12 protein-coding genes and 1 tRNA gene are annotated in these 12,651 nt (G+C 60.8%); 9 read left to right on the top strand and 4 right to left on the bottom strand.

The features are described from left to right. Positions 1-135: 135 nt before the first annotated feature. Positions 136-366 carry a hypothetical protein gene (locus SM764_RS11550; protein ID WP_368947415.1) on the bottom strand — a complete coding sequence of 77 codons (231 nt, stop codon included), beginning with the start codon at positions 364-366 and terminating at the stop codon, positions 136-138. Between SM764_RS11550 and SM764_RS11555 the strand changes: the two genes are divergently transcribed. Genes SM764_RS11555 through SM764_RS11580 form a run of 6 tightly spaced genes read left to right on the top strand, consistent with a single transcriptional unit; the run spans position 365 to position 6,960 of the window. Beyond that, positions 365-1,081: a helix-turn-helix transcriptional regulator gene (locus tag SM764_RS11555; RefSeq protein ID WP_065273806.1), complete on the top strand. Its 717-nt coding sequence runs from the start codon at positions 365-367 to the stop codon at positions 1,079-1,081. The genes SM764_RS11550 and SM764_RS11555 overlap by 2 nt on opposite strands. Positions 1,082-1,140: 59 nt before the next feature. After that, positions 1,141-2,523, top strand: a complete 1,383-nt coding sequence (iaaH, locus tag SM764_RS11560) for an indoleacetamide hydrolase (protein ID WP_369001843.1) — start codon at positions 1,141-1,143, stop codon at positions 2,521-2,523. A gap of 29 nt (positions 2,524-2,552) precedes the next feature. Continuing rightward, complete coding sequence (locus SM764_RS11565) at positions 2,553-3,701, top strand: substrate-binding domain-containing protein (RefSeq protein WP_369001844.1); 1,149 nt, start codon at positions 2,553-2,555, stop codon at positions 3,699-3,701. A gap of 10 nt (positions 3,702-3,711) precedes the next feature. Then, positions 3,712-4,560, top strand: coding sequence for a branched-chain amino acid ABC transporter permease (locus tag SM764_RS11570; RefSeq protein WP_274868828.1), 849 nt, complete (start codon positions 3,712-3,714; stop codon positions 4,558-4,560). After that, on the top strand, positions 4,535-6,280 hold the full coding sequence (locus tag SM764_RS11575) for a branched-chain amino acid ABC transporter ATP-binding protein/permease (protein WP_369001845.1): 1,746 nt from the start codon (positions 4,535-4,537) through the stop codon (positions 6,278-6,280). The genes SM764_RS11570 and SM764_RS11575 overlap by 26 nt, the downstream gene beginning before the upstream one ends. Next, positions 6,277-6,960 (top strand): ATP-binding cassette domain-containing protein, encoded by a 684-nt coding sequence (locus SM764_RS11580; RefSeq protein WP_369001846.1) that lies wholly within the window; start codon positions 6,277-6,279, stop codon positions 6,958-6,960. Before SM764_RS11575 ends, SM764_RS11580 begins: the two co-directional genes overlap by 4 nt. A gap of 67 nt (positions 6,961-7,027) precedes the next feature. Here SM764_RS11580 and SM764_RS11585 read toward each other — a convergent pair. Beyond that, positions 7,028-7,102: transfer RNA gene (locus SM764_RS11585), tRNA-Val, on the bottom strand. A 116-nt stretch (positions 7,103-7,218) separates the two neighbouring features. Further along, entirely contained in the window at positions 7,219-7,680 is a 462-nt protein-coding gene (locus tag SM764_RS11590) for an Lrp/AsnC family transcriptional regulator (protein ID WP_065273805.1), read from the bottom strand. 132 nt (positions 7,681-7,812) lie between these two features. Between SM764_RS11590 and SM764_RS11595 the strand changes: the two genes are divergently transcribed. The 3 genes from SM764_RS11595 (at position 7,813) to SM764_RS11605 (ending at position 9,945) form a co-directional block, all read left to right on the top strand. Further along, positions 7,813-8,865 carry a Glu/Leu/Phe/Val family dehydrogenase gene (locus tag SM764_RS11595; protein WP_369001847.1) on the top strand — a complete coding sequence of 351 codons (1,053 nt, stop codon included), beginning with the start codon at positions 7,813-7,815 and terminating at the stop codon, positions 8,863-8,865. Positions 8,866-9,122: 257 nt separating this feature from the next. After that, positions 9,123-9,380 (top strand): YjhX family toxin, encoded by a 258-nt coding sequence (locus tag SM764_RS11600; RefSeq protein ID WP_368997404.1) that lies wholly within the window; start codon positions 9,123-9,125, stop codon positions 9,378-9,380. 25 nt (positions 9,381-9,405) lie between these two features. Further along, positions 9,406-9,945, top strand: a complete 540-nt coding sequence (locus tag SM764_RS11605) for a GNAT family N-acetyltransferase (protein WP_369001848.1) — start codon at positions 9,406-9,408, stop codon at positions 9,943-9,945. A gap of 67 nt (positions 9,946-10,012) precedes the next feature. Here SM764_RS11605 and lon read toward each other — a convergent pair whose 3' ends face one another. Beyond that, positions 10,013-12,424: an endopeptidase La gene (gene lon, locus SM764_RS11610; RefSeq protein WP_274828687.1), complete on the bottom strand. Its 2,412-nt coding sequence runs from the start codon at positions 12,422-12,424 to the stop codon at positions 10,013-10,015. Positions 12,425-12,651: the final 227 nt, after the last annotated feature.

The following is a 12,651-nucleotide window of genomic DNA, read 5'->3' on the forward strand; positions in this document are numbered from 1 at the left end:
CGTATGCAGACCAGACCGGGGGCCAGCGCATTTTTTTGCCGGGCGCCCCTGGCCTTACCTTTGCACAGCCCCCTTATTGACGCCTGCGGACGCCACCTGCAGTCGCGCCACCCGGTCTGTGCGGAGTTTTCGCATTCAGCACGGGATGACGAATTCTGGTTGCGCCCGAACATAAAACTGCCTGGTCTTCAGCCGCGCAGCCTCCCATACAGCCCATTTTCCCACCTTGCCCGCATCGGGATTCGACCTTGCAACGCGCTCCTCTTGTTGTGGATGTTTCTTTCTGCAACAGTAAAGCCGTGTTCCCTTTCGACTGGTGCCAGTGAAGCTAACCGAAACAGAAACCGAGCTGATCTTTTCGATCATGCGAGACCTCAGTGGTGCCTTTGACCATTGCGAGGTCCGTCGCCGTGTCGGCCAAAAGATGCTGGATCTTCTCAAGGCGGATTATTTCGCCTCTTACGTCTGGGATGATGCCGAGCAGAGGTTCGTGTCCTGCGTTCAGATCAACATGAGCGACGACAACCTACGCCGCTACGAAAGCTATTTTCAGTTCAACGACCCGATCACACCAACCCTGCAAAAGCGCAAGAAGGCGACACCGGTCAGCGAAGTGATGCGCCACGACCGGCTGGTCAAGACCGAGTTCTACAACGATTTCCTGAAGCAAGATGGCCTGTGCTACGGTATGGATTTCTTTGCCTATGACCGGGGCGACAACATCGGCGACCTGCGGATCTGGCGCGGCGCAAACCGCGAGGATTTCACGCCACGGGATGCCCGGATCGTAGATGCCGTCGGGCCCAGCCTTGTTAACGCGCTGGTCCGCGCGCGCAGTTCCACGCAGCAAACGCCCTCTCTCCGCTTTGCACATATCGCCGATGATCTGGGTCTGACGGTGCGCGAGGCCGAGGTTGCCGATCTCTTGATCACCGGCCTCAGCGATGATGAACTCTGCGCAAAGCTGGGCTTTTCCAAACCGACCCTGCGCTCCCACATCGCCTCCATCTTCCGAAAATCCGGGCTGAACCGGCGTACCCAGCTGGCACCTTTCTTGGCTGAGAAAAATCATCATTTGTGATGATAGGAATGTAATCCTGCCGAAACCTATCCTGTTTCCCAACCATCAGGGAGACAGGAATGACGCTGGATTTGGAACGTTTGGACGCCGTTGCAACGGTCGCTGCGCTCAAGGAAGGATCGGTTTCACCGGCGGCCTATGCCGAAGCCCTGGCAGAGCGGGCCGCGAAACACGCCGATCTGAATGCGCTGCAAAGTTTCGATGCCGGGCAGGTTGTCCAGGCGGCGGCCGCAGCCTTTGAAGCCCACCCGGAGGCGGCGCTGGCCGGGCTGCCCATCGTGGCCAAGGACAATATCGACACAACGGCCTATCCGACCTCCGGCGGTACCAAGGCGCTATTAAGGCATACTCCGGCCACCGATGCTGGTGTTGTGCAGCGCATCACCAAGGCGGGCGGCTTCATCGGCGCCAAGGCGGGGATGCACGAGCTCGCCTTCGGGATCACTTCGAACAATGCGGTCACCGGCGCGGTGCACAATCCGGCAGATCCCGGCCTGATCGCCGGCGGCTCCTCCGGCGGCACCGCTGCCGCTGTTGCAGCCGGGATATTCCCGGCGGGTCTCGGCACGGATACGGGCGGCTCCTGCCGCATTCCTGCAGCACTGTGCGGAGTGATTGGTTTCCGCCCAACCACCGGGCGCTATGACAGCGACGGAGTAGTGCCGATCTCCCACACCCGCGACACTGTCGGCACCCTGGCCCGCAGCACCCGCGACATCGCCCTCTTCGATGGCGTCCTATCCGGCGATGATGCCGCGCTCGCGGAGCGAGCTATGACCGATGTCACGCTGGGCGTGCCCCGGAACATGTTCTATGACAACCTCGATCCGGTGGTTGCCGCAGCGGTCGAGGCGCAGCTTTCGGTGCTGTCGGCGGCGGGAGCTAAGCTTGTCGACGTCGATTTCGATGGCATCTGGCCGCACAACGAAGCCTTCAGCTTCCCGGTCGTTTTCTACGAGGTCATGCGTGACCTTCCTGCCTATCTGGCCGAACACGCGCCAGAGGTTTCCTTTGAAACACTCATCAAGGGCATCGGATCCCCTGATGTGGCAGGCGCCATCGGCAGTCAGCTGGGGGACGAGGCGATGCCGGAAGCCGCCTACCGGGCTGCGATGGATGTGCACCGCCCAGCGATGCGGCAGATCTACGGCAAGGTCTTCGAAGACAACGGATTGGACGCGATTGTCTTCCCGACTACGCCCCTGCCCGCACGGCCCATCGGTGAGGACGAAACCGTTACATTGAACGGTGACCAATGCCCCACCTTCCCCACCTACATCCGCAATACCGACCTTGGATCGAATATCGGCGCCCCCGGCATCTCGCTTCCGTGCCCCGTTTCCTCGGGCCTTCCGGTCGGCATCGAGTTTGACGGCCTGCCCGGTAAGGACCGTGCGCTGCTCGCTTTGGCGCGGGCCGCAGAAAAATCAATGGCGCGATAGACGCCGACATCCACACAGGGAGAATAAAAATGCTGAAAGCAACAACCAAACTTTTTACCAGCGCTGCGGTGGCGCTAGCCCTTGGGACGGTCTCTGCCGCCGCCGATATCAAGGTGGGAGTGCTGGTGCCGGATTCTGGCCCGGCAGGCCTGTTTGGCCCTTCCACCCGCAACTCGGCCACATTGGCGGCCGAGCAGATCAACGCGGCCGGTGGCATCAACGGCGAGGCAATCGAACTGGTCTTCGCCGATGTCGGCGTGCCCCCGGCCGAGGCTGCACAGGCCGCATTGCGCCTGTGGAAGGGCGAAGGCGCGCAAGCCTTTGTCGGCATGCATGATTCCGCAGTACGCGAAGCACTGATCGGGCGTTTCAACGGGCAAGTTCCATATGTCTACACCCCTGTATACGAAGGCAACTCCTGCGCGCCCGGCCTATATGTCACCGGCGAAACCCCCAGCCAGCAGCTGGCACCGGTGATCCCATATCTGGCAGCAAATGAAGGCGCGTCGAAATGGTATCTGATCGGCCATGATTACAACTGGCCGCGCGACACAAATGCGCTCGCGAAGAACTATATCGCCGAGGCAGGCGGTGAAGTGGTGGGCGAGGAATACGTGCCTTTCACGGTTTCTGAGTTCGACTCCTCGCTGCAACGCATCAAGGAAAGCGGCGCCGACGCCATTCTGATCACGTTGGTCGGGGGCGGGTCCGTCGGCTTCAACGTCAGCTTTGCGGGGTTTGGTCTGGATGAGCAGGCCCTCCGCCTTGGTACATTGATCGAGGAAAACACCCTTGCGGGCATCGGCGCAGAGAACGCGGACCGGCTTTTCTCCTCTTCGGGATACTTTGCCTCCATCGACTCAGACGCTGCGGTTTCCTTTGCAGCGGATTACACGGCAGCCTTCGGGGCGGATGCACCGGCTCTGAATGGCCTTGGTCAGTCCTCTTATGAAGGGCTGATGCTGCTGGCCGCGCTCGCGAACAAGGCAGGCAGCCTTGGCGTTGCCGCGATGGATGCCGCCGCCGAAGGTACCACATGGAGCACGCCCCGCGGTGAAAACACACTGACCGGACGCCATATGGCGCAGACGATCTATCTCGCCGATGGCAGCGGCGGCACCTTCGACATCGTTGCCTCCTTCGACAAGGTGGCCTCCTCCGAAGCCTGCGCGGACTGAGCCTACGCCCATGTCCTCCGTTCTTGTCCTCAACCTTGCCTGGCAGATCAGCACCCTGGCGCTGGTCGCCCTGGGGCTGGCCATCGTGTTTGGCAAGCTTCAGATCATGAATATGGCGCATGGGGAATTCGTAATGATCGGGGCCTATGCCCCGGTCATCACTTCCTCGCTGGGTCTGCCTGCATGGCTGCAGGTTCCGGTTTGCCTGCTGACCGTTGCCCTGGTGGCCTTCGTGCTTGAGCGCACGATCATCCGTCATCTCTATGGACGAATGTTCGACAGCCTGCTGGCCACCTGGGGCATCGCCATCCTGCTCCGCGAAGCGGTGGAGCTGATCTTTGGGCGGGGATATCAATCCGTCACCCCGCCCATCAGCGGCACGATCAGTGTTCTTGGCGCCGATTACCCTGCCTATCGCATTGCCGTCATCCTTGGCATCCTCGCAGGTTTTGTCGCGCTGTTCTGGTGGAACAGCCGCTCCAAGGTCGCCACCCGGATCAAGGCGATGGTCGGCAATCCGGACCTGGCCGAGGCTGTGGGCATCAATACCGCCCGGCTGTCGGCTGGCGCTTTTATCTTCGGCTGCTGCACCGCCGGGCTGGCCGGGTTGATCCTGGCGCCCACCATCCGGATCGAGCCGATGATGGGGCTCGATTACCTGATCCGCTCGTTCTTTGCCCTTGTGGTCGGCGGTCTTGGCTCCCTCGAAGGGCTGGGCATCGGCGCGGGCATTATCGCGGGAACGCAATCCGTCCTCGGGGCCGTTGCCAATCAGACCTATGGCTATCTGGCTGTTCTCACTCTTTCCATTCTCTTTCTCTGGCTGAAACCTGATGGTATCCGTTCTTCTTCCCGTTAGCCTGCTTCTGGCAGTGCTTCTCCTGATCCCCGAGGTGTTCGGCGACTTCACGGCCTACCAGATCGGGCTGTACCTGATCTATGGCATCGCAGCGCAAGGCATCGGCTACCTCTGGGGCAAGACCGGGGTGCTGCCGCTGGGGCAGGCACTGTTCTTCGGATTTGCCGCCTATGTCACGGTCGGCACCCTGCGCGCAGGAAACGGACTCGGCATCGACCTCCTCCTGGCCGTCACCGTATTGGCTGCCATCGCCGTGTTTGCTTTCCTTCTGGCCACGCTGATCTTTCGCGGTCGGAAGGAAAGCGGTCCATACTTTTCACTGATCACACTGGCCTTGGTGATGATCGCCGAACAGATCGCCGGAACCGCCACGCCGCTTACCGGCGGCTTCAACGGGATGAGTGGGTTTCCCAGCCTCGGCAATCTCGATCCCTTCGGAAGTTTTTACTACGTCATCGTCGCAGCCACAGTGTTGGTCAGCCTGTTGCTGTTCATCCTGAACCGACTTCCGGTCAACCTGATCGCCAAGGCCGTGGCCGACAACGAACCGCGCCTCCAGCTGCTAGGATTTCCGACCCATGTCATCAAAGGCGCAGCCTTTGCTTTCTCTGCCGCCATTGCGGCCCTGGCCGGGGGGCTTTTTGCTTCGCATCAGGGGATCGTGACGCCCACCTCGATGGGGTTCGGCCTCTCCGCTGAAATGGTCATCCTGACCGCTGTGGGCGGCCGGTTTCACGTGCTTGGCCCGCTGATCGGAGCCGTCATCGTCGGCTGGGCCTCAGCCGAGCTGCGCGACAGTTTCCCCTATTGGGAACTATTGATGGCCTTGGCTTTCATTCTAGTGGTGCTGAAGGCCCCCGGCGGCATCGCGGAGCTGCTGGAAGCCGCATACCGGCGCATCCGGCCCGCAACGCCCGGCAGGCGCGCGCCCTCCATCGCGGCTCCGCCAAGCAAACCGACCGACGCCCCAGGCGCGCTGCGATTTGACGATGTGCATCTACAGATCGGTGTCGTCCGAATCCTGAACGGCGTGACCTTTGAGACGCCCTCGACCGGCATCATCAGCGTCATCGGGCCAAATGGCGCGGGCAAGACCAGCACGCTCAACGCGATCACCGGCAACCTGCAGATCACCGGCGGCAGCATTGCATTGGGGTCGCGCAACATCCACGCGCGCCCTCCTTACAAGGCGCTGCGCAGCGGCATTGGCCGCAAGTTGCAGGTGCCCTCCGTGTTCTTTTCCATGAACGTTTCAGAAAACCTGGCACTTGCCATGATGGCCAACCGGGCACGGCTGGTGGATCTGCTGCGCCCCGCGACCCTGCACTGGCGATCAGAATCGCTGACGGAGCTTTTGAAACGCCCCGCGGTGCCTCTGCAGGAAGATCTGGTCGCACCGGTCGCACATCTGCCACAAGGCCACCGTCAGTTTCTGGAATACGCCATGACCATCGCATCTGAGCCTCGGATATTGCTGCTGGACGAACCCTGTGCAGGGCTTTCCCCGGATGAAACGGCGCTGATGACCGAACTTGTGCGGACATATCAGCTACAAACCGGCGGTCTGGTCATCGTCATCGAACACGATATGAGCATCGTTCAGGCGATCTCGGACAAGGTTCTGGTCCTGCACCTCGGGCAGGTGCTCGCCTTTGACACCTTCGACAAGGTGCGTAGCAATCCCGAGGTTCAGGCCGTCTATGCGGGAGGCACCAAATGACCTCGCTTCTGGAAATCGACAAGCTGACCGGCGGCTACCGGGACACCCATGTTCTGTTCAACGTCTCGGCCCGGATCGAAGCAGGCAGCGTTCTAGGGGTCTTTGGCCGGAACGGTGTTGGCAAGACCACCCTTGCGCGGCTTGTGCAGGGCAGCCTGATTGCGGGGGCTGGTGATATCCGGCTGGAAGGGCATTCTGTCGCCTCACGTCCTTCGCATGCCCGGCGCAAACGCGGCATCGGTTACATGCCCCAGACATCGATGGTGTTCGACGATCTGACGGTCCGGGAAAACCTGACCCTCGGCAGCAACCGGGAGGGACCGGAGAGGTATTTCGACCGCTTCCCAAGGCTGGCAGAACGGCTGGACCAGCCCGCAGGCACCATGTCCGGCGGTGAGCGTAAAATCCTGGCCTTTGTCCGCGCTATGATCGAGGACACAAAGGTGATTGTCCTTGATGAACCCTCCGAGGGCGTTCAGCCGGAAAACATCGCCCATATGGCGGAGTGCCTGATGGACCGTGCGAAAGCCGGGGCCGGTATTCTGTTGTGCGAACAGAACCTCAGCTTTCTGACCGGTATTTCCGATTGGTATCTCGGCCTCGACGCCGGAACGGTGGTTCTGGACAAACCCGCGAACGAGGTCTCCATAGAGCGATTACGGTCGATATTAAGCCTATGACCGAGACTAAAATCGGCAGTTCCCTGCGCGCGCCAACACTCAATCGAGTAAATTCGAAAAGAGGGAATGGTGGGTGATAAGAGATTTGAACTCCTGACATCTTCGATGTGAACGAAGCGCTCTACCACTGAGCTAATCACCCGTGGGATCGGGTATTACCGTCAGGATCACCGCTCTGCAAGAGGGGGATATGAAGATTTTCACCAGTCTGCTTCTTTTTCGGCTTCCTCTTTTCACATCCCTCCTGCACTGGCCGCCTCAGCCAGGTCCGCCGGGCAGCACATCGCGACGGATCATGGTGCGCAGGGTGAAGCTGGAGCGCGTATTGCGGATCCCCGGCACCCGCATCAACTGCTCTTCCAGAAAGCGGTCGAAATCCGTCAGATCCTGCGCCACCACCCGCAGCAGGATATCGCGACTGCCAGTCATCAGGTAGCACTCCATCACTTGATCGAACTGGCGCACGGCATTTTCAAAGGCCTGCAGCGCATCCTTCGACTGACGCTCCAGCTCAACAGCGACAAAGATTGTGACGGCCAGCCCGACCTTGGCCTGATCGACCCGCGCGGAATAGCCGGTGATGATCCCGGCTTCTTCCAGCATCGACACCCGCCGGGCGCAGGGGGTGGGCGACAGGCCGACCTCTTCTGAGAGCTGAGCCAGTTTCATGCGACCGTCCCGCTGCAGCGCGGTGACAATCCTGCGATCAATGGCGTCCATAGTGATTTCCTCCATTATTTAGCGCCATGTTAGCAAATTACTTCAAAACCAACCACTCCTGAGGGCATTTTTGGAAAATTCCCGAAGCCCATACCCGGTATCTTGGTGCCGTTAGTTCAGGAGCCTGTCAGTATGACCCTCACCAAAATCGCCTCTCCCGGTCACGAAGAAATCTACCGTGTCGACGATCCCGCCGTCGGTCTGACCGGCTTCATCGCCATCCATTCAACCGAGGCCGGACCGGCCGCTGGCGGGCTGCGGATGCGCCCCTATGCCACTGCGGATGAGGCGCTGGAGGATGTTCGGCGGCTGAGCGAGGGCATGACCTACAAGAACGCCGCGGCGGGCCTGCCACTGGGCGGCGGCAAGGCGGTGATCATCGGTGACCCGACAACAAGCAAGACGCCAGAGATGCTGCGCGCCTTTGGCCGGGCGATCGACAGCCTGAACGGCCGCTACATCACCGCCGAGGATATGGGCATGAGCCCTGCCGACATGGCGCTGCTGGCCGATGAAACGCCCTATGTCGCCGGGCTTGCCAATGGGGAGTTTGCCAGTGGCGATCCCTCCCCCATCACCGCGCGCGGCATCTTCAACGCCATCCGCACCGCCCGGGTGCACAAGGTCGGCAGCGCCGATCTGCAGGGCGTCACGGTGGCTGTGCAGGGGCTGGGTCATGTAGGCTGGTACCTGTGCCAGTTCCTGAATGACGCGGGCGCCGGTCCGATCGTCACAGATGTGGACCCACAGCGCATCGAACGCGCGGTCGCGGAATTCGGCGCCCGCCCGGTTGCCATCAACAAGATCTGCACCGTGCAGGCGGATATCTTTGCCCCCTGCGCCATTGGCGGCATCCTGAACGCCGAGACCATTCCCCTGTTGCAGGTCGGGATTGTCGCGGGCGGCGCAAACAATCAACTCGCCACCCCCGAGGACGGTCAGGCCCTGCATGAACGCGGCATCCTTTATGCGCCCGATTTCATCGCCAATGGCGGCGGCATCATCAACGTGGCAACCGAGATCCTGAAAATCGCGGATCGCGAATCTTATGTGGCCGAGAAGCTCACGGCGCTGGATGCGACCATGGCCGAGGTGCTCAACCAGGCGCGTCAGCAGGACATCAGCCCGGATGCTGTGGCCATTGCCACCGTGCGGTCGAAGATGGCGCAGGCCGCAGCGGCTTAAGCCCACCCCAACGAATACAGAGATGCAACAGCGGCAGCTGCCATTTGGCGCTGCCGCTTGTCAGCGCGGGTTTGCCTCCCTATTTAGGGCAGAAGACATGGGGCTGACGCCTCGTGCATTTGGAGATTTTATGGAAGAGACCCGGGCATAAGCCCGTTCCCGTCACAGCACATCGGGAACGCAGGACGCAACAAGGACACTCACGGCATCGGCTGAGTGACCTCTTTCCTTGCACTCTCATAAAATCGAGACTTCCGTTGAATATCTCAAAACACGAGCAACGCGTGTTGCACGAGCTCGCCCTTGGCGGCAGCATCCATCATGAACGCACTGAAAACGGCAAGATCCGCAGTATCACCTGCTACACCCGCGAGGGCAACGTTCTGTCGGACTGCACCCTTGGCGTCTTTCAGCGCCTGCACAAACGCCGTTTCATCCAATCGCGCGACGGCAAACCCTATCGCGCCTCGCGACTGGGGATCAAAGCCGTACGCGCGCAGCTGAACCAACGATAACATCATGACATCAAAGGAGCAGACCATGGAATTTGTGTCAGGCCACAAGGGGCGAACAGCAGAGATCACCGACCTGTTCGCCGCCTCCTTCACCGCGTCGGAAGGCGCCGACGAAGGGCAAACCATCGCTGCGCTGGTGCGCGCCCTCCTCACCACGGTGGAAGAGGAGGACTTGTTTGTCTTCTCCGTGCTAGAGGGCGGCGCGGTGGTTGCCAGCATCCTGTTCACGCGGATGCGCTATGATCAGGACGACCGGGTCGTCTTTCTGTTGTCGCCGGTAGCGGTTGCGCCGGATCAGCAGGGCAAGGGCACTGGTCAGGCGCTTCTGCGCCATGGCCTCAGCCAGCTGAAAAGGGATGGTGTTGATATCATCCTGACCTATGGCGATGTCAATTTCTACGCCAAGGTCGGGTTCAGGCAGATCACCCAGCAGGAAGCGGCGGCGCCCATGCCTCTGTCCTACCCGCACGGATGGCTGGGCCAATCGCTGACCGGGGAAGCCTTCGCGCCGCTGATCGGCCCCGCCTCCTGCGCCGCGCCCTTCCGCAAGCCGGAGTATTGGTAAGCCCTAGTCACAAAAAGAAAAAGGCGGCCCAACCGGGCCGCCTTTCCTGTTTCTATAACCGCTGCGCTTAATGCGCGGTGGGCGCTGCCGATGCGGATTTCGCCTCCAGCGCGGCCTGGGCAGCGGCGGCCTCTTCGGCCTCCTCGTCCCATTCGATCGGCTCAGGGCTGCCCACCAGTGCGTGTTTCAGCACTTCGGACACGTGGCTCACCGTGATGATCTCCAGACCTTCCTTCACGTTGTCGGGAATGTCCGGCAGATCCTTGGCATTTTCCTCGGGGATCAGCACCGTCTTGATGCCACCGCGCAGGGCTGCCAGCAGTTTCTCCTTGAGGCCACCAATGGCCAGCGCATTGCCACGCAGGGTGACTTCGCCGGTCATGGCGATGTCCTTGCGCACCGGGATCCCGGTCAGCACCGACACGATGGAGGTCACCATGGCCAGCCCCGCCGACGGGCCGTCCTTGGGCGTGGCACCTTCGGGCACGTGCACGTGGATGTCCCACTTGTCGAACTTGGGCGGCTTGATCCCCAGCTGCGGCGCAACCGAGCGTACATAGCTGGAGGCAGCCTCGATGCTTTCCTTCATCACATCGCCCAGCTTACCGGTGGTCTTCATGCGACCCTTGCCCGGCAGGCGCAGCGCCTCGATGGACAGAAGCTCCCCGCCGACCGAGGTATAGGCCAGACCGGTCACGACACCGACCTGATCTTCCTTTTCAGCAAGACCAAAGCGGTATTTCGGCACGCCCAGGAATTCGTCGAGGTTGTCATGGGTGACCTTGACGCTCTCGGCTTCCTTCTTGACGATCTTGGTCAGCGATTTCCGCGCCACCTTGGCGATTTCACGCTCCAGGTTCCGCACGCCCGCCTCGCGGGTGTAGGTGCGGATGATGTCGGTCAGCGCCTCATCCGTCAGTTCGAATTCCTTGGCCTTGAGGCCGTGGTTCTTCACCTGCTTGGACACGAGGTGCTGCTTGGCGATTTCGCGCTTTTCGTCCTCGGTGTAGCCCGACAGCGGAATGATCTCCATCCGGTCCAGAAGCGGACCCGGCATGTTATAACTGTTCGAGGTGGTCAGGAACATCACGTTCGAGAGGTCGTATTCCACCTCCAAGTAGTGGTCCACAAAGGTGGAGTTCTGTTCCGGATCCAAGACTTCCAGCATCGCCGAGGCCGGGTCACCCCGGAAATCCTGACCCATCTTGTCGATCTCGTCGAGCAGGATCAGCGGATTGGTGGTCTTCGCCTTTTTCAGCGCCTGGATGATCTTACCCGGCATCGAGCCGATATAGGTCCGGCGGTGGCCGCGGATCTCACTCTCGTCGCGCACGCCGCCAAGGCTGATGCGGATGAACTCGCGTCCCGTCGCCTTGGCAACCGATTTGCCAAGCGAGGTCTTACCCACACCCGGAGGGCCAACGAGGCACAGGATCGGCCCCTTCAGCTTGGCCGAGCGTTGCTGCACGGCAAGGTATTCGACGATGCGTTCCTTGACCTTTTCAAGGCCGTAGTGGTCCTTGTCGAGGATATCCTGCGCGCGGTTGAGGTCTTTCTTGACGCGGGATTTGGTGCCCCACGGGATCGACAGCATCCAGTCCAGATAGTTGCGCACAACCGTGGCTTCGGCCGACATGGGCGACATGTTCTTGAGCTTCTTCAGCTCGGCATCGGCCTTTTCGCGGGCTTCCTTGGACAGCTTGGTCTCGGCGATTTTCTCTTCCAGCTCGGCCACTTCGCCCGAACCTTCCTCGCCATCGCCCAGCTCCTTCTGAATGGCCTTCATCTGCTCATTCAGGTAGTATTCGCGCTGGGTCTTCTCCATCTGGGATTTGACGCGGGTCTTGATCTTCTTCTCGACCTGCAGGACAGACATTTCGCCCTGCATCAGCCCATAGACCTTTTCCAGACGTTCGCTGACCGAGAGGGTCTCGAGCAACTCCTGCTTGCGGTCCACCTCAATGCCGAGGTGACCGGCAACAAGGTCCGCCAGCTTGGCGGGTTCGGTGGTCTCGCCCACGGCGCTCAGCGCCTCTTCGGGGATATTCTTGCGCACTTTTGCGTAGCGTTCGAATTCATCACCAACGGTGCGCACCAGCGCCTCGGTGGTGGTGACGTCGCCGGGCATCTGGTTCAGCAGTTCGGCGCGGGCTTCGAAATAGCTGTCGTTTTCCAGGAAATCGGTGATCTTGACGCGGGTCTGCCCCTCGACCAGCACCTTGACGGTGCCATCGGGCAGCTTCAGCAGCTGCAGCACATTGGCCAGCACGCCGACGCGGTAGATGCCATCGCTTTCCGGATCGTCCTCTGAGGGGTCGATCTGGCTGGACAGCAGGATCTGTTTGTCATCGGCCATCACCTCTTCCAGGGCGCGTACCGATTTCTCCCGGCCGACAAACAGCGGCACGATCATGTGCGGGAACACCACGATGTCACGCAGCGGCAGCACGGGATAGGAAGAATTGAGTGGCTCTTGCATACTCGGTCCTTTTCTTTGGCAAGACGTCCAGGCCCCAGGTAGCGGCAGCCGCAGGCGTCTCCTCTTTGATCTGTTATCTGGTGCGGTTCAGCATGTATTTCAACCGCAGCGCCTCAATCTTTGCGCTCACATTGCCCCTGCAGGGCGGCGACCACAAGGGCGCAAATGCAGGAAGGGTGAGCAAATGGTGAAGGGGGCTGCGAGCTGCCCCCGGTTTGGGCCATGCG

The organism is Pseudophaeobacter sp. 1A16562, from assembly GCF_041008785.1.
GTDB lineage: Bacteria > Pseudomonadota > Alphaproteobacteria > Rhodobacterales > Rhodobacteraceae > Phycobacter > Phycobacter gallaeciensis_A.

What these genes read in the sequence shown, in the direction of transcription:
- SM764_RS11550 (WP_368947415.1), bottom strand. Translation starts at nt 366, where the DNA reads ATGATCGAAAAGATCAGCTCGGTTTCTGTTTCGGTTAGCTTCACTGGC.
- SM764_RS11605 (WP_369001848.1), top strand. Translation starts at nt 9,406, where the DNA reads ATGGAATTTGTGTCAGGCCACAAGGGGCGAACAGCAGAGATCACCGAC.
- iaaH (WP_369001843.1), top strand. Translation starts at nt 1,141, where the DNA reads ATGACGCTGGATTTGGAACGTTTGGACGCCGTTGCAACGGTCGCTGCG.
- SM764_RS11555 (WP_065273806.1), top strand. Translation starts at nt 365, where the DNA reads ATGCGAGACCTCAGTGGTGCCTTTGACCATTGCGAGGTCCGTCGCCGT.
- lon (WP_274828687.1), bottom strand. Translation starts at nt 12,424, where the DNA reads ATGCAAGAGCCACTCAATTCTTCCTATCCCGTGCTGCCGCTGCGTGAC.
- SM764_RS11580 (WP_369001846.1), top strand. Translation starts at nt 6,277, where the DNA reads ATGACCTCGCTTCTGGAAATCGACAAGCTGACCGGCGGCTACCGGGAC.
- SM764_RS11565 (WP_369001844.1), top strand. Translation starts at nt 2,553, where the DNA reads ATGCTGAAAGCAACAACCAAACTTTTTACCAGCGCTGCGGTGGCGCTA.
- SM764_RS11595 (WP_369001847.1), top strand. Translation starts at nt 7,813, where the DNA reads ATGACCCTCACCAAAATCGCCTCTCCCGGTCACGAAGAAATCTACCGT.
- SM764_RS11575 (WP_369001845.1), top strand. Translation starts at nt 4,535, where the DNA reads ATGGTATCCGTTCTTCTTCCCGTTAGCCTGCTTCTGGCAGTGCTTCTC.
- SM764_RS11590 (WP_065273805.1), bottom strand. Translation starts at nt 7,680, where the DNA reads ATGGACGCCATTGATCGCAGGATTGTCACCGCGCTGCAGCGGGACGGT.
- SM764_RS11570 (WP_274868828.1), top strand. Translation starts at nt 3,712, where the DNA reads ATGTCCTCCGTTCTTGTCCTCAACCTTGCCTGGCAGATCAGCACCCTG.